General features: G+C 26.8%; 21 protein-coding genes. 17 read left to right on the forward strand and 4 right to left on the reverse strand.

What is annotated here, in order from left to right:
• Nucleotides 1-378: 378 nt before the first annotated feature.
• From FRIFI_RS06350 to panF, 4 genes are all read left to right on the forward strand, one after another.
• The gene (locus tag FRIFI_RS06350; RefSeq protein WP_092925961.1) at nucleotides 379-1704 is read left to right on the forward strand and encodes an APC family permease; all 1326 of its coding nucleotides are present in this window, start codon (nucleotides 379-381) and stop codon (nucleotides 1702-1704) included.
• Between the two features lie 273 nt (nucleotides 1705-1977).
• A complete protein-coding gene (locus FRIFI_RS06355; RefSeq protein ID WP_092925959.1) occupies nucleotides 1978-2724 on the forward strand; it encodes a polysaccharide deacetylase family protein in 747 nt (248 codons plus the stop codon).
• Nucleotides 2725-2853: 129 nt separating this feature from the next.
• Entirely contained in the window at nucleotides 2854-3162 is a 309-nt protein-coding gene (locus tag FRIFI_RS06360) for a YhdT family protein (protein WP_092925957.1), read from the forward strand.
• On the forward strand, nucleotides 3162-4661 hold the full coding sequence (gene panF, locus FRIFI_RS06365; RefSeq protein ID WP_166505366.1) for a sodium/pantothenate symporter: 1500 nt from the start codon (nucleotides 3162-3164) through the stop codon (nucleotides 4659-4661). Before FRIFI_RS06360 ends, panF begins: the two co-directional genes overlap by 1 nt.
• Before the next feature lie 62 nt (nucleotides 4662-4723).
• Here panF and FRIFI_RS06370 read toward each other — a convergent pair whose 3' ends face one another.
• Nucleotides 4724-5530, reverse strand: a complete 807-nt coding sequence (locus tag FRIFI_RS06370) for an N-acetylmuramoyl-L-alanine amidase (protein WP_166505367.1) — start codon at nucleotides 5528-5530, stop codon at nucleotides 4724-4726.
• 201 nt (nucleotides 5531-5731) lie between these two features.
• On the opposite strand from FRIFI_RS06370, the gene FRIFI_RS06375 reads away from it, so the two are divergent.
• The 5 genes from FRIFI_RS06375 to FRIFI_RS06395 all read left to right on the forward strand — a co-directional run bounded on the left by FRIFI_RS06375 (nucleotide 5732) and on the right by FRIFI_RS06395 (nucleotide 11282).
• Entirely contained in the window at nucleotides 5732-6163 is a 432-nt protein-coding gene (locus tag FRIFI_RS06375; protein WP_166505368.1) for a hypothetical protein, read from the forward strand.
• Nucleotides 6164-6307: 144 nt separating this feature from the next.
• Nucleotides 6308-7249 (forward strand): alpha/beta hydrolase, encoded by a 942-nt coding sequence (locus FRIFI_RS06380; RefSeq protein WP_166505369.1) that lies wholly within the window; start codon nucleotides 6308-6310, stop codon nucleotides 7247-7249.
• A gap of 449 nt (nucleotides 7250-7698) precedes the next feature.
• On the forward strand, nucleotides 7699-9111 hold the full coding sequence (locus tag FRIFI_RS06385) for a cation:dicarboxylate symporter family transporter (RefSeq protein WP_240275840.1): 1413 nt from the start codon (nucleotides 7699-7701) through the stop codon (nucleotides 9109-9111).
• A 403-nt stretch (nucleotides 9112-9514) separates the two neighbouring features.
• Entirely contained in the window at nucleotides 9515-10360 is an 846-nt protein-coding gene (locus FRIFI_RS06390; protein ID WP_092925946.1) for a YihY/virulence factor BrkB family protein, read from the forward strand.
• A gap of 40 nt (nucleotides 10361-10400) precedes the next feature.
• A complete protein-coding gene (locus FRIFI_RS06395; RefSeq protein WP_166505370.1) occupies nucleotides 10401-11282 on the forward strand; it encodes a GGDEF domain-containing protein in 882 nt (293 codons plus the stop codon).
• Nucleotides 11283-11379: 97 nt separating this feature from the next.
• Here FRIFI_RS06395 and FRIFI_RS06400 read toward each other — a convergent pair whose 3' ends face one another.
• The gene (locus tag FRIFI_RS06400) at nucleotides 11380-12150 is read right to left on the reverse strand and encodes a YaaA family protein (RefSeq protein WP_166505371.1); all 771 of its coding nucleotides are present in this window, start codon (nucleotides 12148-12150) and stop codon (nucleotides 11380-11382) included.
• 227 nt (nucleotides 12151-12377) lie between these two features.
• Between FRIFI_RS06400 and FRIFI_RS06405 the strand changes: the two genes are divergently transcribed.
• Together FRIFI_RS06405 and FRIFI_RS06410 are read left to right on the forward strand one after the other, a co-directional pair.
• Nucleotides 12378-13019 (forward strand): lactate utilization protein, encoded by a 642-nt coding sequence (locus FRIFI_RS06405; protein WP_092925940.1) that lies wholly within the window; start codon nucleotides 12378-12380, stop codon nucleotides 13017-13019.
• Between the two features lie 90 nt (nucleotides 13020-13109).
• Nucleotides 13110-13997, forward strand: coding sequence for a YegS/Rv2252/BmrU family lipid kinase (locus FRIFI_RS06410; RefSeq protein ID WP_092925938.1), 888 nt, complete (start codon nucleotides 13110-13112; stop codon nucleotides 13995-13997).
• Between the two features lie 35 nt (nucleotides 13998-14032).
• On the opposite strand, the gene FRIFI_RS06415 is transcribed toward FRIFI_RS06410, so the two are convergent.
• The gene (locus tag FRIFI_RS06415; protein ID WP_092925936.1) at nucleotides 14033-15697 is read right to left on the reverse strand and encodes a glutamine--tRNA ligase/YqeY domain fusion protein; all 1665 of its coding nucleotides are present in this window, start codon (nucleotides 15695-15697) and stop codon (nucleotides 14033-14035) included.
• Nucleotides 15698-16004: 307 nt separating this feature from the next.
• On the opposite strand from FRIFI_RS06415, the gene FRIFI_RS06420 reads away from it, so the two are divergent.
• The 5 genes from FRIFI_RS06420 (at nucleotide 16005) to FRIFI_RS06440 (ending at nucleotide 20737) form a co-directional block, all read left to right on the forward strand.
• Entirely contained in the window at nucleotides 16005-16577 is a 573-nt protein-coding gene (locus FRIFI_RS06420; RefSeq protein ID WP_092925934.1) for a TVP38/TMEM64 family protein, read from the forward strand.
• Nucleotides 16578-16699: 122 nt separating this feature from the next.
• Complete coding sequence (locus FRIFI_RS06425) at nucleotides 16700-17269, forward strand: hypothetical protein (RefSeq protein ID WP_092925932.1); 570 nt, start codon at nucleotides 16700-16702, stop codon at nucleotides 17267-17269.
• Between the two features lie 87 nt (nucleotides 17270-17356).
• Nucleotides 17357-18994 carry a hypothetical protein gene (locus FRIFI_RS06430; RefSeq protein ID WP_092925930.1) on the forward strand — a complete coding sequence of 546 codons (1638 nt, stop codon included), beginning with the start codon at nucleotides 17357-17359 and terminating at the stop codon, nucleotides 18992-18994.
• A gap of 161 nt (nucleotides 18995-19155) precedes the next feature.
• Nucleotides 19156-19773 carry a hypothetical protein gene (locus FRIFI_RS06435; protein WP_092925928.1) on the forward strand — a complete coding sequence of 206 codons (618 nt, stop codon included), beginning with the start codon at nucleotides 19156-19158 and terminating at the stop codon, nucleotides 19771-19773.
• A 295-nt stretch (nucleotides 19774-20068) separates the two neighbouring features.
• The gene (locus tag FRIFI_RS06440) at nucleotides 20069-20737 is read left to right on the forward strand and encodes a tetratricopeptide repeat protein (RefSeq protein WP_166505372.1); all 669 of its coding nucleotides are present in this window, start codon (nucleotides 20069-20071) and stop codon (nucleotides 20735-20737) included.
• A gap of 114 nt (nucleotides 20738-20851) precedes the next feature.
• Here the strand turns inward: FRIFI_RS06440 and FRIFI_RS06445 are convergent, their stop codons facing one another.
• A complete protein-coding gene (locus FRIFI_RS06445; RefSeq protein ID WP_330405615.1) occupies nucleotides 20852-21847 on the reverse strand; it encodes an AI-2E family transporter in 996 nt (331 codons plus the stop codon).
• 274 nt (nucleotides 21848-22121) lie between these two features.
• On the opposite strand from FRIFI_RS06445, the gene FRIFI_RS06450 reads away from it, so the two are divergent.
• Nucleotides 22122-22838: a pseudouridine synthase gene (locus FRIFI_RS06450; protein WP_166505374.1), complete on the forward strand. Its 717-nt coding sequence runs from the start codon at nucleotides 22122-22124 to the stop codon at nucleotides 22836-22838.
• The last annotated feature ends 6 nt before the right edge of the window (nucleotides 22839-22844 follow it).

Genomic DNA, 22844 nt, shown 5'->3' on the forward strand with positions numbered 1-22844 from the left:
CTATTTTTTTTGTCTAAATTATTGAAATTAACTTCAAGAAAATGTTTGCACAAAAAACAAAAAAACTAAGTTTTTTTCAAAAAGATTTTTTATTGAAAAAAATAATTACAAGATTAAATAGATTATCTTTGTAAAGAAAAAAATTCATATTTAAATTTAAGTATACAAAGTTAATTTGGCTAAATAGCTGAAATATAAAAAATAACAGAAAATTTATATAATAAATAAAAATATAAAAATTAAAGTAATCTTAAAAAAATTTTCTAAAAATACATAATTTAGAAAAACGTTGTCGAAAAAAATAAAAAAATGTATTGAAAGTATTTCAAAAAATATTATAATGAAATTATAGAAAACTTAATAAATAAGGAGGCATATATGGAAAGTAAAGAACTTCAAAAAAGTTTAGGGATGTCTGCAGCTTTATCAACAGTTGTTGGTATGGTTATAGGTGCAGGTGTGTTCTTTAAGCCGCAAGCTGTTTATCAAACAACAGGTGGAGAGCCAGGACTTGGAATGATAGCATGGGTAGTAGCAGGTATCATAACTATAACAGCAGGATTAACGGCAGCTGAAGTATCAGCAGCTATACCAAAAACTGGTGGTATGATGGTATATATTGAAGAAATATATGGCAAGAAACTAGGATTTTTAACAGGGTGGATGCAAACGGTATTATTCTTCCCAGCAACAATAGCAGCACTAGGAGTTATATTTGCACAACAAGCAGTTTCATTAATAGGAAATGAGTCTTTAACTCTTCCTATAGCAGTAGGTATTATATTATTTGTTGCAGCGTTAAATACATTAGGATCAAAAGCTGGTGGAGCTATACAAACAATTGCTACTATATGTAAGTTAATACCTTTAGCACTTATAATGGTATTTGGATTTATAAAAGGAAGCGGAACAAATCCAGTAATGACACCATTAGTAGGAGATGGAATAAGCCCAGCAGGAGTTATAGGTCAATTATTAATAGCAGTATTATTTGCCTATGATGGATGGATAAATGTTGGTGCTTTAGCTGGAGAAATGAAAAATCCAGGTAAGGATTTACCAAGAGCGATAGTTGGTGGGCTTGCAGTAGTTATGGGAGTTTATGTAGTAATAAACTTAGCATATCTTTGGGTACTTCCAGCAAGTGAATTAGCTAACTATTCAGCACCAGCAGCAGCAGTTGCAGAGGCTATGTTTGGACCAATGGGTGGTAAATTAATAACAATAGGTATATTAATATCAGTATTTGGTACACTTAACGGATACTTATTAACAGGACCAAGAGTTATGTATACTTTAGCAGAACAAAAAACTCTACCAGGATACAAGACTTTAACTAAATTAAATAAATCTCAAGCTCCAGCTAACTCAATAATAGCAATGGCAACATTATCAGCTATATATGCATTATCAGGACAGTTCAACTTATTAACAGATTTATCAATATTTGCTATATGGATATTCTACGTACTAACATTTATAGGTGTTATAAAGCTTAGAAAAGATCAACCAGATTTATTTAGACCATACAGAGTTCCATTATATCCATTTATACCAGCTATAGCTATATTAAGTGGATTATTCGTTGTAATAAACCAACTATGTTTTGCTGGTTTACAAACAACAATGATATCTTTAGGAGGTATAATAATAACTCTTATAGGATTACCAATTTATAATTATATGCAAAATAAAACTAATTAATAAAAAAGTACAAGCGTATTGCTTGTACTTTTTTATTAGAAGGATTTTATGTTAAATATAAAAATGTGAAGAGTTTTATTGATACACTTATAAATTAAAGTAAATTTTTATTTTTATTACATAAATATTTACAGAATAAGTTTTATCTTTTAGTGATATAAAAAAGGGTTTTTACCAATACTAAGATTATAAAAACGTTTAAAACGTAAAAATTTATACAAATATGTTCCTTAAAAGGCATAAATTTATAATAACTATAAAGGAGGAACTCATATGAAAAATGTAAGATTAAAACTAGCAATAAGTGTAGGACTTTTAACATTTGCTATGATACCAAATAACACAAGTGCTTTAGAATATATAGATAAATATACTTGTTTACCTATATATTATGATGTAAATGAAACTGCTAATACAAACAATAAAATCGCTTATATAACGATAGATGATGGTCCAAGCAAGTACACAAAAGACATACTACAAATCCTTAAAAAGCATAATGCACATGCGACATTTTTTATGATAGATATGAATATGAAAGTAAATAAGGATGCTGTAATAGAGATTGTCGAAAGTGGAAATAGTGCAGGATTTCATAGTGTTTCGCATGATGTAAATAAACTTTATGAAAATTACGATTCAGCTAAAAGAGAATTTGATAAAAATAAGGAAACTTTTTATGAGATAACTGGAAGGACATCAAATATAATAAGACTTCCTTATGGAAGCAAACCGTATACACCAGTCAAGTCATATGAAAATTTAGTTGATGCAGGATATAAGCTTTGGGATTGGAATATAGATACTCAAGATTGGAAAAATGATTCTAATAAAATAATAGAAATTGTAAAAGAACAGGTTAAAAATAAAAAAGAAGTAGTAATACTTATGCACGAAAAAAAACAAACAGTACAAGCATTAGATGAAGTACTTACTTATTTAAATGAAGAAGGATATGAAATACTTCCTATAAATGAAAAACAAATACCAAAGAATTTTTGGAATATTAATACTAAATAAATAGCTATCAAAATGATAGCTATTTTGTTTACTTAAAATTTTTACTAGACAAAATAATACAAAAAATAATAAAATAGGACGTGGTTAAAATAGTTATATTATTTAAATAATATAGAAAGGATTAAATTTATGGATGATAAAAAAATAGTAGAAGATCCAAGATATAAACAGTGTAATAAAGAAGCTATAATGGGACTTATTCTTGGACTCTTAAATCTTATATGGTGGTTTGGATTTGGATATGGACTTTCAAATAGACCAGTTAAAGAGTATACATATATACTAGGTTTTCCTGCATGGTTTTTTATGAGCTGTATAGTAGGAGGAATACTTTTTTCTATACTTACAGTTATTACAATAAATAAGTTCTTTAAAGATATGCCACTTGATGGTTTAAGCAAAGAAGAAGTAGAGATGTACAAAAAGGAGTTTAAGTAATGGAAAATGTAAATTACAAAGTATTAATTCCTATAGTTATATACTTTATAGCTATATTTGGAGTAGGTTTTTACTCTATGAAGTTTGTAAATAGAGCAAGAAATTCAAATAAAGATAATTCTTTTATGGACGAATATATGACAGGAGGAAGAGATTTAGGTGGATTTGTACTTGCTATGACTTTAGTTACTACATATTTAAGTGCAGGAAGTTTTATAGGTGGACCTGGAACTGCTTACAAAGAAGGACTAGGATGGGTGTTTTTAGCGATGGCACAAATGCCAACAGGATATTTTACATTAGCGGTCCTTGGAAAAAAGTTTGCTATAATATCTAGAAAAATAAATGCAGTGACTATAACAGACTTTTTAAGAGCAAGATATAAATCAGACATAGTAGTTATAATGACGTCGATATCAATAGTTATATTTTTTATAGCGGCAATGGCAGCACAGTGGGTAGGAGCGGCTAGACTTTTACAAGGTTCAGTAGGTCTTGATTACAACATTGCATTAACTGCATTTGGAATAACAGTTATAGTTCACACTGTAGTAGGTGGATTTAGAGCAGTTACATTATCTGATACAATTCAAGGTGTAATAATGACTATAGCAACTATAGCTATATTTATAGGTACTATAATTGCAGGTGGTGGAATAAATAATATAATTCAAAATATGGCAGCTATTAATGAGGGAATGATAACTCCATTTGGAGTAACACCAGGAAATATGACTATAGCTTGGGTAACATCATTTTGGATATTAGTGGGATTTGCAGTGGTAGGTATCCCATCAGTATCTCAAAGAGCTATGAGTTATAAAGACACTAAGAGTTTGCATGATGGTATAAAATATGGAACGATAGTATCTATGATATTACTTCTTGGAATGCATTTAGTAGGGGCATTTGGTTCAACATTAGTTACTGGTATAGAATCTGGAGATTTAGTTGTACCAACATTAACAACCAAGTTATTTCCATCGGTAATAGCAGGAATATTACTTGCAGGACCATTAGCATCTATAATGTCAACAGTAGATTCACAGTTATTAGTAGCATCAGGTTCTATAGTTAATGATTTAATTTCAAATTATATAAATCCTAATTTAAAGACTAATTCTAATTTAAGCGGAAAGATAAGTATATTATGTACCGCACTTCTTGGTATTATAATATATTTAGTAGCTTTTAATCCACCAGAATTAATAGTTTGGCTAAATTTATACGCTAATGCAGGAATAATTTCTACATTTTTATGGCCAATAATACTTGGGCTTTATTGGAAAAGGGCGAATTCATCTGGTGCTATATCATCTATTATAGTAGGTATAGGCTCATATATATTATTTAGCCAAATATGGAATAGACCATTTGGGATGCATACTATAGTACTTCCCTTAGTATTATCATTAATAACTTTTATAATAATATCTAAAAATACAAAAGAACCAGATGAAGATGTTTTAGAAACTTTCTGGGGTATATATTATAAATGATAAGAAAAAAGAGATACCTCAAATAGAGGTATCTCTTTTATATCTAACAATAATATAAAAATTTACTTAACATATACAGAGGATACATATCCATAAGTATTACCAAATTTTATCTTGTGCCAATCATGCTTAGTGTCTACTATCTTAACTTTATCTCCTTTTTGCAAATATCCAATAGGTGCAAATAAAGTACCTCTCTCAGCTCTAACTTTAACATTGTCATTTAATACAGTCTTTATATTGGAAAAACTTCCTTTAATGTTAAAAAATTCTTTGACACTATTAACTATACCATTAGCTATTTTTTCTTGATATGCTTTTGTAGACAATTTGAATCCTTCATTATCATTTGATATAAAGCCACATTCGATAAGAATAGATGGCTTATTGTTATCTCTTAAAACTTGCAAGTTACCTTTTTTAACACCTCTATCATTAGCTTTAGTAGAATTTAATAGATTAGATTGAAAAATATTAGCAAGACCTTTATTGGTTTTATCGTAGTAATAAGTTTCTATACCATTTGCACTTTTACTTTCTGATGTATTTTGGTGTATTGATATAAATAAATCAGAATTAGATAAGTTTGATTTTTTAGTTCTTTTAGATAAAGATACATATTCATCTTTATTCCTAGTTGTCTCAACGTATATGCCTTCTTCTCTTAATAGCTTTTCTACTTTTTCCGCTATTTGAAGGTTTAGATTATCTTCTATTCTAGCACCATAGCTTGAACCATTATCTTTTCCCCCGTGGCCTGCATCTATAAATACTTTATAGCTTTGGGCATTTGATATAGTCATATTTGACATAAATGATAAAGACAATAACAATGCTATTATAGGTTTTCTCATATGTTTAATACTCAAAAATGTTCCTCCTTAGATGTCTAAAATTAAATTCAACTCTAATTATACTAGTTTAAAAAAATTTTTCAACCTAATGTAATTTATTGAAAAAGTAGACAAAGTAGAATTTTTAAAAAACTGTAAGAATATAACATATAGTATATAAATTTTTCAAATAGAATATTTATAACTCGTATACTTTTACAAGGAGTATATTTAATTATGGATAATAAAAATAATATAAATAGAGAAAATAAACAAATTAAAAAGGCAATTGATAAGTGTTCCAAAATTAAATCAAATAAAGGTACTCAAAGTCTGGGATTAGATAGGTTTTCTTATGCAGACTTTGTATTGCTATCTTCGACATTAGCATATGCAATAGTAGAAGAATTAAATGAGGAAGATTTAAGCTTATTAATATCTTTTATAAATATGTTAAATGGAGATTTAGTTATGCTAAGAACGCAAGAAGCTATAAGAGCGGGAAGAGAAACAGAATTAAGCCAGCAGCAGGAGGAAGAAGTATTAGAAGAGACGGACACCCTAGCTGATGCTATAGGAGAGACTGTTGATGATGAAATGATAGCCGATCTAATTAGAAAACCTAAAAAGAAGAAATATAAAAAGAAAAAGATTAAAAAGGTAAAGTGATCAATGCACATATTGTAGGTTGGTAACTTTTTATTTAAAAATAAAAAGTTAATACTGGGTAAATTTATATAAAAAAATATATTATAGATTATAAAAGTTTGATATAATAATTATTAAAATGAATAGAAGGAATTGAAAGAATATATGAGGTGTACAAATTTTTATTTTAAGGGAAATGATAATTTAGATATACATGTATATAAGTATGAAGGGGAAACAGACAAGCCAAAAGGTATAATTCAAATAGCACATGGTATGAACGAAACTGCTAGTAGGTATGAGTATTTCGCGAAACATTTAACTAAAAATGGTTATATAGTTTATATAAATGATCATAGAGGTCATGGCAAGACTGCTAAGACGGTTGAAAATGTTGGATATTTAGCGAAGGAAAATGGCTTCTATCATTTGGTTGAGGATATGAACATATTAACAAATATTATAAAAAATGAAAATGAAGGACTTCCTATATATTTATTTGGGCACAGTATGGGATCTTTTGCTAGTCAAAACTATATTATGAAGTATTCACATAATATAGATGGAGTTATATTGTCAGGTTCAAATGGAGACCATGGATTTATATTAAATTTAGCAGAGATAATAATAAATAGAGAAATAAAAAAACATGGACGATTATATAGAAGTAAATTTATAGATAACTTAATATTCGGTAGAAATAATAGAAAGTTTAAAAATACTAAAACAGAATTTGACTGGCTAAGTAGGGATGAAGAAGAGGTTAAAAAATATATAGATAATCCATTTTGTGGATTAATATTTACTTGTGGTTTTTTCTATGATTTTATACAAGGATTAAAAGAAATAGAAGATAAACATAACTTGGCTAAAATTCCTCTTGATTTACCTATATATATATTATCTGGAGATAAAGATCCAATAGGAAAGTTTGGAATAGGTGTTTTTAATTTAAGGGATAGATACATAAATTTAGGAGTACAAGATGTAAGTTGTAAATTATATGAAGGTGGAAGGCATGAAATGCTAAATGAAACCAATAAAGATGACGTTATAAAAGATATATTAGATTGGATTAACAATAAATTGGTACAAAAAACTACATAATTATGTAGTTTTTATTTTTGTATTTAAAAAATAATTATTTTGAATAATTGATTCTAGAGTTGTTAAAAAAATAAAGTATGAAAAAGACAAAAGTAAGAATTTGTAAAAGTAAGAAAACTAATTAAAATTAAGTTTTATACGGGTAAATTATATTAATTCTTATAAAAATATAGTAAAAAGCATAAAAAACTTTAAAATATATTAAAAGTTATATTGACAATAGAATGTTAATAATATATCATAATTTATATAAGAGGAGAAAAACTTAACAATATTAAGTAAAAATAAGAAAATACTTTACAAAAATTTAACTATGATTTTAAATATGAAAACGTATTTTTATAAAGTTTTAATATTGGAAAGTCAGATGAAAAATTAGCCAAGTTAATTAAAAAATGATTAACGTACTGGTTAATTTATAAAAATTAAATAATATTATGGAGGACAAAATGGGAGAGAGTTCATTCTTAACAGGGTTTTTGATGATATCAAACATCAAAACAATTATTTTTATTGCACTATTAATAGGGACGTTTTTCATAGTTAAACACTTTGAAAAGAAGAAAGTAAAGTTCTCAACAAGAACAATCTATGCGACAATAATAGGACTTATACTAGGGGTTATAATCCAATTAGTGGCAGGTCTTCCTGAAGATCCATCACAAGTTGATTGGTTACAAGAAGTAAGTAAGTGGTATGGATTATTTGGGTATGGATTTATGGATTTATTAAAAATGTTAGTAGTTCCAATGGTATTTGTATCGATAATAAGAGTTATAATAAATATGAAAGAAGGGGACAATTTACAAGCATTAACATTTAAATCTTTAGGAATGCTACTTGGGACAACATGTTTAGCAGCAATAATAGGTATAGTAGTAGGAAATGTTATGAAACTAGGAGTTGGATTTGAAGCAACTGGCATAGAAGCACCAGAGATGAGAGAAATAACTCCATTAGTTGACACTTTAAGAGGATTATTACCATCAAATCCAGTACTATCTATGGCAGATGGAAATATAGTAGCAATAATAATATTTGCTACATTCTTAGGGCTTGCGACAAACAGAACAAAGAAAAAATATATGGATACAGTTAAGCCATTTATAGATTTGGTAGAAGCTTTCTATAAGATAATAGTAAGTGTTGCAATGACAGTTATAAAGTTTATGCCATATGCTGTAGTTGCGCTTTTAGCAAATACTATAACTGCAAGAGGATTATCTTCAATGATATCTGTTGTACAATTTGTAGTAGCTTTATATGTAGCAACAGCAATACTATTTGTTGTTCACTTAATAATAATAGCAGCTTGTGGGTTAAACCCAATTACTTATATAAAAAATGCGGCAGAACCACTACTTCTTGCATTTACATCTCGTTCAAGTTTAGGAACACTTCCTGTAACTATAGATACACTTGTTAAAAAGCATGGTGTTGAAGAAGGTGTAGCAAGTTTTACAGCAAGTTTAGGTGCTAATATGGGGATGAATGGATGTGCTGGTATATACCCTGCACTAATGGCTATAACAGTTGCAAATATGGCTGGGATAGATAAAGATATAAGTTTCTATGTAATGCTACTTGTAGTTATAACTATAAGCTCATTAGGAATTGCTGGTCTTCCAGGAACTGCAACAATGGCAGTATCAGTAGTTGTATCAGGAGTAGGACTTGGAGCTTATTTCCCATTAGCTGGTGGAATACTTGCAATAGATCCAATACTAGATATGGGTAGAACAATGATAAATGTAAACGGAGCATCGGTAACTTCAATAGCTGTTGGTAATTCACTTGGCAAAATCGATAAAGATATTTACAATAGAAAAAATACAGTAACAACTGAAGATAGAAGCGCTTAAATAAAAATAGCCCTCATAAATGAGGGCTATTTTTATTTAAGATATATGAAACTTGATACAGTTAGTTCACTATATTGTATAATAAGGAATATATAATTATTAACATAAGTTCCTAGTAGAATTAAATACTAAAAAATAAAAGAACATATCTACAAAAAACTTACATATTTAAATATTAAAAAAATATAATAGTTTTGTGAAAACTATAAAAATACAAATAATAAAAAAGGATGTATATTAGCTACATTCTTTTTTTATGAAATATTCCTAAATTTAACTTTATTAAAAAGTATGATAAAATGGTAAAATAGTGAATATTTTAAGTAGCTTATATATTATTAGCTTAGAATAAAATATTACCATAAAATAGAATAACTTACACTATGAAAATAAGGAGGGGCATATGAAAAAGATAGATAAGATTATAGATGTATTTAGAAATTCAAACTATACAGAGATAAATTCAAAAGCTGCTGAAATGTCTTTTTATTTACTATTATCCCTTTTTCCATTTTTAATGTTTACTATAAGTACTATAGCATATATGCCTGTTATTCAAATAAATAAATATATATTATTATTTGAGCATATGATGCCAGAAAGTGCTTTTAATATGATATCAGCTATAATTTATTCTGCTATGAAAAATAAAAGCAAAAATTTTATAATAACAAGTTTTTTGCTAACTATGTGGACATCATCAAGAGCAGTAAGAGCTATGATAAGAGGTGCTAATAAATCTTATAAGGTAGAGGAAACTAGATCATTTATAAAAGTGTTTTTTATAAGTATATTATCAACTATAACCTTATTATTTTTAATATTTTCATCAATGGTATTTTTAGTATATGGAGAAAAGATAGGATACTTTATATTTGGACTTATTGGACTTGATAAGATATTTATGTATATTTGGGATATACTAAGATACACTATAGGTATATTAACCTTAGTTATAATACTTATAAGTATATATAGATATAGCCCTAATAAAAAAGTAAAAATGTCAGAAGCAACACCAGGTGCTATAATATCAACTCTTGGATGGATATTAGTATCTTTAGGATATTCTTATTATTCTAATTATTATGCAAATTATGAAGTTATATATGGAAGTATTGGTGGAATAATAGTTTTAATAACGTGGATTTATTTAAGTAGTTGGGCTATATTGATAGGTATAGAAATCAATGCTAAAATTTACTTAAGAAGAAATATATACAAATATAAATTTAATGAAAAAATATAATAATAGACACTTATTTGTAATTAGGAGAGATAAATAAGGTATGAATACATATGAATATATAAACGAAAGAGATATACTTTATAATTTATTTGATTGTATTAGAATAGTAGATCCAATAAGAAAAGTAGTTATACATCAAATAAAAAATGAGGTAGATATAGAAAAGCTACCTTGTTATGAGTTTTGGAATAGAAATCAAGTATGTGAAAATTGTATATCAATTAGAGCGTATAATGAAGAAAAATCTTTTTCAAAAATAGAGTTTAATAAAGAAAAAGTATATTTTGTAATTGCAACTTTAATCAAAATAAATTGTACAAAATATATAGTAGAAGCGTTAAAGGATGTAACGGAGGATAACATATTAGAAAAGATAAGTAAAAAAAGTATAAGTGATATAACAAAAGAAGTTAACAGATTAAATGAAATAGTTGTTAAGGATGAACTTACAGGTTGCTTTAATATAAGATATGTAAATGAAATGCTACCTTTTAATATATTAGATAGTATAAATGAAAATAAGACATTATCAGTTTGTATGCTAGACTTAGATTATTTTAAGCAGATAAATGATACATATGGGCATTTGTGTGGAGATTTTGTACTAAAAGAAGTAGGTAAAATACTAAAAGATAATATAAGAAAAGATATAGATTGGGTAGCAAGATATGGAGGAGAAGAATTTATAATTGTATTTAATAATATGTCATTAAAAAATGTAACTAAGAGAGTGCAAGCTATAAAGGATAAAATAGAAAAACATGAATTTAAATGGAAAGATAAGGTTATAAAAATAACATCAAGCTTTGGAATAAGCACGTTAGATGAAGATACAAAAACAGTAGAATCTATTTTAGAATCTGCTGATAAAATGCTTTATCTTTCAAAACAAAAAGGAAGAAATAATATATCACATAAATAATGAAAGTGCTTAAAAGTAGTATAAATACTAACTTAAAAGCACTTTTTTACTTTTAAAATATAACTTTAAATATGATATATAATAATATTAAAAAATACTATCTAGTAAATACAAGCTTATTATCATCTGACAAATTTTCATTAAAACTATAACCATCAATATTAAACTTTTTTAAATCTGAGATTTTATCTATTTTATTTCTTATTATAAAAGATGTCATATATCCACGGGCACGTTTTGCATAAAGACCTTTAGTTTGATAAGTGTCTTTGCTAGAATTATATTCTTTAAAGTTTATATCTATAAATGTATAGTCTTTCTTTATAGATTTTAAATCTATACACTTTAAGTACTCAGAAGAAGCTAGATTTATTAGTATTTTGTTTTTATGTGTGCTTAATTCATTCATTATATTTTGAGTTATTTTATCTTTCCAAAATTTATATAAATCATCCCCACGATTATTAACTAATTTAGACTTCATCTCAAGTCTATAGGGTTCTATTAAATCAAGTGGCTTAAGTATACCATAAAGTCCTGAAAGTATTCTTATATTTCCATTAGCAAAATCAAAATCTTCATGTGTAAATTCACAAATTTTCATGCAATTAAAAACCTCTCCATCAAAAGCTAAGATACTTTCGCACTTTGGATTATTTTTAGTAGATAGATTTTTATGTCTATTATGGTTTAATATAGTTAAATCTTCACTTAGATTCATAAGATTTGATAGTTCTTCTTTTTTCAATGATTTTAAAAGTTTAATTAAATAATCTATATCATCTTTAAATATAGGTATAGATTGTTTATTCAACCTTATATTCTTATCAAAATTCATAGTTGTAGTAGGAGAAATTATAGTAATCATTTTACACCTCTCATATATTTATTTACTAATTTATACTTACACCAATTAAAGTAAAATTGATTAATATTTTAAGTTGAATTTCATAAGTTTATTATATACCCTTAATATAAAAATTTTAATCATATAAGTATGTAATATAAAAATATTTAGAAATAGTATATAACTGTGATAGAATTAACATGTATTGAAAAATTTATATAAAATATAGTTTTAAGGAGTGCATTATTGTGGATAAAAATATAACTTGGATCAATGAAAAAAGAATAGAAAAAACAATTAAAGCTTTAGAAAAAAATAATATGAATGGTTATTTAGCAAAAGATACGGATGATATTATAAATATAATAAAAGAGTTAGTTGATGAAAAGTCATTAGTAGCTTGTGGTGGCTCTATGACTTTATTTAAAACAGGTATTATAGATTTATTAAGAAGTGGTAGATATAATTTTTTAGATAGATACGAAGAAAATCTCTCACCTCAGGAGATGAAAGAGATATTTAGAAAATCTTTCTGTGCAGATGCATACTTCACTAGTACTAATGCTATAACAGAAGAAGGAGAGTTATACAATGTAGATGGAATGGGAAATAGAGTGGCTGCCATGCTTTATGGACCTGATAAAGTTATAGTAGTATGTGGAGTAAATAAGATAGTAAAAAATATAGATGAAGCTATAAATAGAAATAAAGTAGTATCTGCCCCTGCGAATGCTAAAAGGTTAAATGCTAAGACGCCATGTAAAGAGGTAGGCTATTGTATGGACTGTAGTAGCAGTGAACGAATATGCTGTGAATATACTATTATAAAAAAACAAAGAATACCAAATAGAATACATATAATATTTATAAATGAAAGTTTTGGGTATTAAAATAGTATACAATTTATCCTACACATAATGAATACATAATTTGTCAATAATATATAATATGTATATCACCAAGGGTAGTAAGGAGGAAATATGAAAAAAGTAAAGCTTATATATAATCCAAACTCAGGTGAGAAAAAAATAACAAACCAACTTGATAATATAATAAAAATATATCAAAAATATAACTACATACTTATACCATATAGATTAAGTAAACATCAGCACATAAGTAAAGCCTTTTTAGATATGGATGAAACTTATGACCATTTATTAATAGCAGGAGGAGATGGAACAGTAGACATAGTTCTAAATGCTATGAAAGAATTTAATGTAGATATACCTATTGCTATACTTCCAACAGGAACAGCTAATGATTTTGCTAAAGCGTTAAATATTTCATTAGATATAAATAAAGCTGTTAAAGATATACTCAATTCAGAGCCTAAAAGTATAGATATAGGAAAAATAAATAATAAATATTTTATAAATGTAGCTAGTGCAGGGATGTTTACTGATGTATCTCAGAAGATAAATCCAGAATTAAAAAATTATATGGGAAAAGTATCTTATTATATTACAGGTATAGAGGAAGCTCTTCACCTAAGAAAATTCAATATAAATGTAAATTCCAAAGAAGTTATGTACAAGGGTGATATGTATCTTATGTTAGTCTTTAATGGAAAAACAGCAGGTAATTTAAATTTGGCATACAAAGCAGAAGTAGACGATGGTTACCTAGATGTTATTATATTTAAAGCAATGCCTATACCAAAATCAATACCAGTGCTTATAAGTATATTAAAGGGTGAGCACTTAGATACATACAATGAAAGTGAGATATTATATTTTAAAACTAAAAAAGTAAGAATAGATTGTTGTGATGGTTTATTAACTGATATAGATGGAGAAAGAGGGCCAGATTTTCCTCTGGATATAGAATGTATAGAAGATGGAATAAAAATACTTGGAGTAAAATAAAAAAGGAAGCTAAATTTAGCTTCCTTTTTTATTTATTATTTTGAAGGTTTGAATGAACTTTTTAAAGGAACAACTCTATTGAATACTAATTTATCATCAGTAGTATATTTAGTATCGACAGAGAAGAATCCATTTCTAACAAATTGGAATTTATCTAGAACTTTAGCATTTTCAAGTTGAGTAGGCTCTGCAAATCCTTGAAGTATTTCTAGAGAATCTGGGTTTATTTGTTCTAAGAAATGCTTACCTTCATTTTCAGGAGCATCATCAAGTATTAATGGTTCATATAATCTAAATTCACAAGGCTTAGCAGTAGTTGCTTCAACCCAATGTATAGTAGATTTAACTTTACGCCCTGTAAATCCTGAACCACTCTTAGTTTCTGGGTCATAAGTACAATGTATTTCAGTTACATTTCCATTTTCATCTTTTATAACTTCATTACATCTTACAAAATATGCACCTTTTAATCTAACTTCGTTTCCAGGGAATAATCTAAAGTATTTTTTAACAGGTTCCTCCATAAAGTCTTCTTGTTCTATATAAAGTTCTCTACCGAATGGAACCATTCTTTTTCCTTTAGTTTCGTCTTTTGCATTATTTTCGATTTCTAACATTTCTATTTGACCCTCAGGATAATTAGTTATAACTAATTTTAAAGGTCTTAAAACACCCATAGCAAGTGGAGCTTTAGGTTGTAAATCTTCCCTTACGAAAAAGTCAAGCATTTGGCTATCAACTTTAGAATCAGCTTTAGATACACCAATTTCTCTACAGAAGTTTGTTATAGCTTCAGGAGTATATCCTCTACGTCTAAGACCTGATATAGTAGGCATACGAGGATCATCCCATCCATCAGTTATACCTTCGTCAACAAGTTGCTTTAGCTTTCTCTTACTCATAACAGTATTTGTAAGGTTAAGTCTTGCAAATTCTATTTGTCTAGGGATATTTTCCATTTCACATTCTCTAACAACCCAATCATATAATGGTCTTTGATCTTCAAATTCTAAAGTACATATAGAATGAGTTATTCCTTCTATTGCATCTTCTAATGGATGAGCAAATGCATACATTGGATATATACACCATTTGTCTCCTGTGTTATGGTGCGTTGAATGAGCTATTCTATATATTATAGGATCTCTAAAGTTTATATTAGGAGATGACATATCAATTTTTGCTCTTAATACTTTTTCTCCATCTTTAAATTCACCGTTTCTCATTCTTTCGAATAATTCTAAGTTTTCTTCAACAGTTCTGTTTCTATAAGGACTGTCTTTACCAGGTTCACTTAATGTACCACGATATTCTCTCATTTCTTCAGGTGTTAATTCACACACATAAGCTTTACCTTTTTTTATAAGAAGCACAGCTTTTTCGTACATTGTATCGAAATAGTCTGATGCGAAGAATAAATTATTCCAATCAAATCCTAACCACTTAACATCTTCTTTTATAGAATTTACGTATTCTACATCTTCTTTAACAGGGTTAGTGTCGTCAAATCTTAAGTTTACTTTTCCTTTAAATTCTTTTGCAAGACCAAAGTTTAAGCATATACTTTTAGCATGACCTATATGTAAGTAACCATTTGGTTCTGGTGGAAAACGAGTTATAATGCTGTCATGTTTTCCAGTTTCTAAATCATTAACTATAATGTTTTTTATGAAATTAGATGAAACATTTTCGTTTGACATATTAATAGTACCTCTCATTTATTAATTTTTTATCCATAGTACAAAAAAGTACTATAATCCATAATATTAATTTTAATCTAATATTGTAAAAAAATAAAGATATAATTAAATATATATACTTAAAATTATTATACGAATGACTAAATTTTATAATATAAATATAAAATTATGATAAATTTCTGTTTAAATAGTGAACTTAAATCCTAAAATGCTATAAAAAAATGTATACTTACTAGATAAGTCTAAATAATAATAATATGATAGTCATTTTTTAAACTAATAAACATATATTTAGGAGTAGTTAACTATGGAACAAATACTATATTCATTAACAGACCACAAGGCATTAGCCATAATAGTTGGATTTTTACTTATAATGCTTGAGACTTTTGCTCCAATACTTCCATTAATTGCGATAGTGCTAGCAAATGCTTTTGTTCTTGGTATGTGGATGGGTTTTTTAGTGTCATGGGTAGGTTCAGCAATTGCATCTGTAATTTTGTACTATATAGCAAATAAGTTTTCAAGGTTAAAATACATTCAAAAGTATAAATCAAAAGAACAAGTAAAAAGGATAACTTCTTGGATTCATAAGCAAGGATTTAACACTATATTTATATCTTATGCATGTCCTTTTATACCAGATTTTTTAGTAACAATTTCATCTGGATTTGCAGGAACAGAAATAAAAAATTATATATCAGGAATGGTATTTGGAAAATTTGTAATGTTTTTACTTATAAGTTACATTGGGGAAGATTTGGATAAAGTTTTACAAGAACCTATTAAAGTAGTAGTATTTGCTTTAGCTGTAATTATATCTTGGATACTTGGAAGAAAAATAAATAATAGAATACATACAGGAAATGTACCTAAATAGAATTAAATAATATAAATATAATATTTATAATTTTCGACAAATAATTTCACAAAAACATTTACTATATATATATTTTTGTGATATAATTTTATAGTTATATTTTAATGAAGGGGGAGAGTAATATGAAAAAAGTATATATTATAACAACATATACAGGTACAGTATTATCGTTTCTTATAAGACGTATAAGTAAAACCCCATATGCACATGTATCAATATCTTTAAATGAACAATTAAGACCTATGTATTCATTTGGAAGGTTAAATCCTAAAACTCCTATATTTGCAGGGTTTGTGGAGGAAAATATAAATGAAGGTTTATACGCTATAAGAACTAACACTATGTGTCGTGTTTACTCGTTAGATGTTACTGATGAACAATATCATAAATTATACAAGAATATAATGAATGTAAGTGAAAATAGAGAACAATATGATTATGATGTAAAAGCACTTTTATATCTAAGCATAGATAGACCTAGAGAAAAAGAATTTAAATATGTATGTTCACATTTTGTTGCTGATATGCTAGAAAAAAGTGATATAGATATTATGAATAAGCCTTCCTATGAAGTAAGGCCTAATGATTTTTATGATTATAAAGGTTTAGTGCTAGAATACGAAGGATTACTTTCTAAATACTACGATAGAAATAAAAATGATATGTACTTAAGAAGAACAGTTAATGCATAAATACCTCTTATTTAAAGAGGTATTTATTTTTTTACAACAAATGGATATAATGTAATTAAATACAAATAATAAGAAAGGGAGTATTTAATGGTAAAGAAAATAAAACCGTACATAATATCACTTATAGTCATTTTGATATATTTAATCATAAAACTACCAGTTTTAAGTTTTGACTTCATATCATTTACATCAACACTTATACTATTTTTTGGTTTATCAGGCATATTAGACATGATGCTTGATAGGTCAGAAAAGACTTCTAAAATGGCAAAATACAATTTTTTTATAGCTATAATACTTATAGTTTATAATATAGCTGTTCCATTTATAACATCTTCACCAATACTTCATTCCAAATCATATAGAAACTTATTAGGAGAGGTTAAGGAAAGCACCTTTACAAAAGATGTAAGTCCTGTAAGTGTAGCAGATATTCGTTTAGTAGATGAAGATATGGCTATGAAATTGGGAGACAAAAAAGTTGGAGAAGTACCAGCATTAGGAAGTGTTGCTAAACTTGGTAAATTTCATATACAAAGTGTAAATGGAAATTTATATTGGGTGGCACCACTTGTACATAGAGATTTAATAAAATGGATAACATCCATGGATGGAACTAACGGATATGTAATGGTATCTGCTAGTAATCCTCAAGATGTAAGGTTAGTTCAAAAGATAGACGGGAAACCTGTTAAGATAGTATATCAACCAGAAGCATATCTACATCAAGACTTACACAGACATATGTATTTAAAAGGAATTGTAAATGTAGGTATGACAGATTTTACACTTGAAATAAATGATGAAGGCAGACCTTATTGGGTTACAACATTATACAAACATGATATAGGATATAGCGGTGCTAATGCTATTGGGGTGGCTACAGTAGATGCAGAAACTGGAGAAACTAAGAGGTATAATATAAAAAATGCACCAAAATGGATAGATAGAATACAGCCTCAAGAATTTGTAACAGATCAAATAAATGATTGGGGATTATATGTGAAAGGATTTTTAAATTCTGTAATATCAGAAGAAGGCGTTTTAGTTCCAACTGAAGGAACATCTTTAGTTTACGGAAATGATGATAAATCATATTGGTATACAGGGATAACTTCTTCTGGTGGAGATGAATCAACTATAGGGTTTATGTTAGTTGATACTCGTACTAAAGAAGCTAAATTATATAAACAACCAGGTGCAACAGAAGCAGCAGCTATGAGATCTGCAGAGGGTAAAGTTCAAGAGAAAAACTATGAAGCAACATTCCCTGTGATGTATAATATACTTGGAACTCCTACATATGTTTCATCTTTAAAAGATAAAGCAGGATTAGTTAAGATGGTTGCATTTATATCAGTAGAAGACTTTAGCATATTAGGGCTTGGAGAAACAAAAGAAGAAGCACTTAGGAATTATAGAGAGGCACTTTCTTCGAAAGGAAATAATATAAAAATAGAAAATGATACAACAACAGAAATAGTAGAGGGTACTGTATCTAGAATTAGCCCAGATGTAAAGTCAGGGAATACTTTCTATTATCTGACTTTAGAAAATAATGGTGATAAAGTATTTAATGCAACATCAAAAGTATCTATAGACTTACCACTTACTCAAGTAGGAGATAAGGTTAAAATAACTTACCAAAAAGGGGAAAAGGGATTTGTAGATATAGTTGAATTTGATAACTTAAGTATAGGTAACATGACTAAAGAAAATAAATGATTTAAGTTAGAAGTAGCAAATTTGCTACTTCTTTTTAGTTTAATTAAATATAATATTTGAATTTTTAAATAAATCACCTAAAATTTGTAAATTTTATAGTACTTGCTTAATATAATAATATATGACCTTTAATATCAAATAACTTCAAGGAGATAGACAATATGCTTGGGATAGAAAAAGAGATATTGATTTTAGTAAGTAGAGTTAGGTGTATGACGGAAAATCAATTTGGAAAAGTTTTTGGGACAAGGAAGAAATTCAAAAAAAAATCTTTTAAAAAAACTTTAAGAAAGATGTGCAATGATTATACACTTAGAAAGTATCCATGTAATATAAATTATTCAGGGTATAAAGACAATTCATATGTATATTACCTAAATGGAAGTAAACAATACAAAGGTAAAGAACTTATAAAGGTAGTTGTTGGATCAGAAGTGGCAATCAAACTAAATAATAATGGATATGATATAAAAAGATTCTATAGAAATATATCAGTAGGAAATTCAAAGTATGATTTATTTGTAGAATATATTGATAAATATGGAGATATAAAGCAAATCTTGATAGACATAAAAATAGATGAGAAATTAAACACTTCTAAGTATGAAAACATGGATGAAAAAATAAAAAAATCAACAATACCTTTTTTTGAAACTCCAAAAGTATTAGTTATAACAGGGGAAGAAATAGATGATTTACAAAGAAGTAGGGTAAATAAGTTAGATGGTGAAGTTGAAATAGTAGATATATTTTTAAATAAATTGTTTAGATATATATAAAAGATTTGTATTTATATATAATATAGTATTTAATATTAAAAAAGTGTAGATATTTATTATGCCTACACTTTAAATATGTTTAATCATATTTTTAATAATATCAAATATACAACACATTGCAGAAAGTTTTTAATTAAAGTGATAATAGCTAAAAAATTAGGTTTCTAAATGAATATTTACAACACTTTAGCTAAAAATAAAACAAAAAAGTTTTTAAAAATATTAATTTCGATATTTTCTCCTATATGAACAACAAATATGATAGAATTATTACTAGATAATAAGGAGGGATTTAATGAAATTAAAATTAATTTTACTATTATCATTGATATCAATTGTAATGGTAGGTTGTTCTAAAGAAGACGATGATTTAGTTAGTCAGGGAAAAGTTGCTTTAGAAAAACATGAATATGATAAAGCTAGGGACATATTAGCAGATGCATTACAGGCCGATAGTGCAGATGATGAGGCCAGGGCTATGTATATGCAAGCTGTTAATATGGAAAAAGCTAATGAATATGAAAATCAAGGAAATTATAAAAAAGCTATAAAAGAACTTGAACGTATAGAAGATATAAAAGATGGTTCATCAAGTATTAAAAATGAGGCATTAACTAAGAAAAAAGAACTTATAAAATTAGATGAAGAGTATCAAAAAGCTCAGAAAGAAAGGAAAGAAAATGCAAAAGAAGCTTCTAAAAAAGGTGTAATTTATGCACAAAAGCAAGTTTCAAGTATTCAAGCTATAATACTAGCTAAAGAAGAGGAAAATAGAAGAAAAGAAGCTGAAGAAAAGCAAAAAGAAGAGCGAAACTCAAAAGAAAATATGGAAATAACACAACCAATAGTTCCTAATCAACCGGGAACACCTCCTATAATCCCTTCAACAAATCCAGATACTCAACCTATTCCTCAAACTGTAGAACAAAAAATACGAACTATAGTAGATAAAATTTTAAAATAAGGTTGTATAGTACAATAAATAGCTATGATTTAAATCATAGCTATTTATTGTACTTAAATTGTAAATTTTATTTCATATAGATAATATAAAAGAATATTTAATTGATGAAAATTCTTATTTTGAATCTTTAATATTTATCTGATTGTTTATGTATTTACCCAAACAAATTTTTATTAATGCTGCAAAAGGAACAGATAAAAAAACACCTAATATACCAAATAATGATCCTCCTATAAGTACTGCAGATATAACCCAAAGTGGACTAAGTCCAACCTGATCTCCCATAATCTTAGGTCCGATTATATTTCCATCTATTTGTTGAAGAATAAAAATAAATACAAATACCCAAAGTGCCTTAAGGGGACTATAAAGAAAAGTCATAGAAATAGGTAGTATAGCTCCTATAAATGGACCGAAATAAGGTATTATATTAGTTAAAAAAATTATAAATGATAAAAATATAGCATTATCAATTTTAATTATAAACTTAAATCCTAAAAAAGCTAATATTCCTATTATTAATGAGTCTAATATTCTACCAACTATATAATGATAAAATATATAATTAAAGGTTTTAAAAAATTCTAAAAAAGAATTAGCTTTTTTAGTAGTGGTAATAGCGTATAATAAATTTTTACAACTTAGTATTATATTTTCTTTATCATATAAAATATAAAAAGACAATATAATACCCATTAAAATATTAAAAAATAAAGAAGTTATACTAAGTATATAATTTAAGATATCAGTGGAAGTTTTTGAAGATAAATTATTAAGTTCTTTTAATAGTATATTTAATCCATCTTCTATTTTATATATCAATAGTTTTAATATATCTAAATGAGATATATGCTTAGTAAATACTGTATGTAAAGTATCTATACAATAAGGTATCTCCTTTAATAAAGTGCTCAATGTATTTATTAAAGAGGGGATTATCATATTAGCACAGATAGATACTAATAAAAAAATACCAATATAAGATATTAAAAGACTTAAAATTCTTTTAATATTAAACTTTTTTTCAAGAAATACCATAAATGGGTTTATCAATAGAGAAAATAAAATACCTATAAAAAAAGGACTCAGAATAATGAATAAACCCTTTATATTAGATAATAAATTTTCTGGTGAATCTATAAACTTATATATAAGTATAGTTATAAAAGCTATAAATACATAATACTTTATATTTTCCTTTGAAATCATAATATTCTCCTTAAAAATGTACTTAAATTAGATATATTAATAGTATTTCATATAAACGAAAAAAAATTAGGGTTTTGTTTTTAACAACAATGTATTATTATATATAATTGTAATAATAAAAAGTCTTATATTAGTGAATTATTAGCATGATAAAATATTAAAGAGAAGGTGTAATATGAGGATAAATAAATATATAGCGTCTTGTGGTATAGCATCAAGAAGAAAAGCCGAAGAACTTATAAATGATGGTAGAGTTAGTGTAAATGGAAAAATTATAACAGAATTATCATTTCAGGTAGATGAAGCTAAAGATATAGTAGAAATAGATGGAGAAAAAATAGGACTAGATGAAAAAGAAGTATACATAGTTTTAAATAAGCCAGAAGGATATATAACAACAGTAAAAGATCAATTTGATAGACCAAGTGTACTTGATTTAATAACTGATATAAAAGAAAGAATATATCCTGTTGGAAGACTAGATTATGAAACTAGCGGATTATTACTTCTTACTAATGATGGTGATTTAACATATAAATTAACTCATCCAAAACATGAGATAGATAAAACTTATATGGCAATAGTAAAAGGTGTACCAACTAATGAAGAAATAGAAAACTTTGAGAAAGGTTTGTATATAGAAGATTATAAAACAGCACCTGCTAAGTTTAAAATAGTAAAAATAAATGAAGAAAAAAATTATTCAATATGTCAAATAAAAATACATGAAGGTAGAAATAGACAAGTAAGAAAGATGTGTAGAGCTATAAATCATCCAGTACTTAGACTTAGAAGAGTTGCTATGGGTAAAATAACTTTAAAAGAAACTGAAGTAGGAAGCTACAGACACTTAACTAGTGATGAGATAAAATACTTAAAGGGTATAAAGTAGGTGAAT

This window comes from Romboutsia hominis, from assembly GCF_900002575.1.
Taxonomy (GTDB): Bacteria; Bacillota; Clostridia; order Peptostreptococcales; family Peptostreptococcaceae; genus Romboutsia_C; species Romboutsia_C hominis.

Excerpts from the sequence above, each read along its gene's own strand:
- FRIFI_RS06350 (WP_092925961.1), top strand. The coding sequence starts at position 379 with ATGGAAAGTAAAGAACTTCAAAAAAGTTTAGGGATGTCTGCAGCTTTA.
- FRIFI_RS06355 (WP_092925959.1), top strand. The coding sequence starts at position 1,978 with ATGAAAAATGTAAGATTAAAACTAGCAATAAGTGTAGGACTTTTAACA.
- FRIFI_RS06360 (WP_092925957.1), top strand. The coding sequence starts at position 2,854 with ATGGATGATAAAAAAATAGTAGAAGATCCAAGATATAAACAGTGTAAT.
- panF (WP_166505366.1), top strand. The coding sequence starts at position 3,162 with ATGGAAAATGTAAATTACAAAGTATTAATTCCTATAGTTATATACTTT.
- FRIFI_RS06375 (WP_166505368.1), top strand. The coding sequence starts at position 5,732 with ATGGATAATAAAAATAATATAAATAGAGAAAATAAACAAATTAAAAAG.
- FRIFI_RS06380 (WP_166505369.1), top strand. The coding sequence starts at position 6,308 with ATGAGGTGTACAAATTTTTATTTTAAGGGAAATGATAATTTAGATATA.
- FRIFI_RS06385 (WP_240275840.1), top strand. The coding sequence starts at position 7,699 with ATGGGAGAGAGTTCATTCTTAACAGGGTTTTTGATGATATCAAACATC.
- FRIFI_RS06390 (WP_092925946.1), top strand. The coding sequence starts at position 9,515 with ATGAAAAAGATAGATAAGATTATAGATGTATTTAGAAATTCAAACTAT.
- FRIFI_RS06395 (WP_166505370.1), top strand. The coding sequence starts at position 10,401 with ATGAATACATATGAATATATAAACGAAAGAGATATACTTTATAATTTA.
- FRIFI_RS06400 (WP_166505371.1), bottom strand. The coding sequence starts at position 12,150 with ATGATTACTATAATTTCTCCTACTACAACTATGAATTTTGATAAGAAT.
- FRIFI_RS06410 (WP_092925938.1), top strand. The coding sequence starts at position 13,110 with ATGAAAAAAGTAAAGCTTATATATAATCCAAACTCAGGTGAGAAAAAA.
- FRIFI_RS06415 (WP_092925936.1), bottom strand. The coding sequence starts at position 15,697 with ATGTCAAACGAAAATGTTTCATCTAATTTCATAAAAAACATTATAGTT.
- FRIFI_RS06420 (WP_092925934.1), top strand. The coding sequence starts at position 16,005 with ATGGAACAAATACTATATTCATTAACAGACCACAAGGCATTAGCCATA.
- FRIFI_RS06425 (WP_092925932.1), top strand. The coding sequence starts at position 16,700 with ATGAAAAAAGTATATATTATAACAACATATACAGGTACAGTATTATCG.
- FRIFI_RS06430 (WP_092925930.1), top strand. The coding sequence starts at position 17,357 with ATGGTAAAGAAAATAAAACCGTACATAATATCACTTATAGTCATTTTG.
- FRIFI_RS06435 (WP_092925928.1), top strand. The coding sequence starts at position 19,156 with ATGCTTGGGATAGAAAAAGAGATATTGATTTTAGTAAGTAGAGTTAGG.
- FRIFI_RS06440 (WP_166505372.1), top strand. The coding sequence starts at position 20,069 with ATGAAATTAAAATTAATTTTACTATTATCATTGATATCAATTGTAATG.
- FRIFI_RS06450 (WP_166505374.1), top strand. The coding sequence starts at position 22,122 with ATGAGGATAAATAAATATATAGCGTCTTGTGGTATAGCATCAAGAAGA.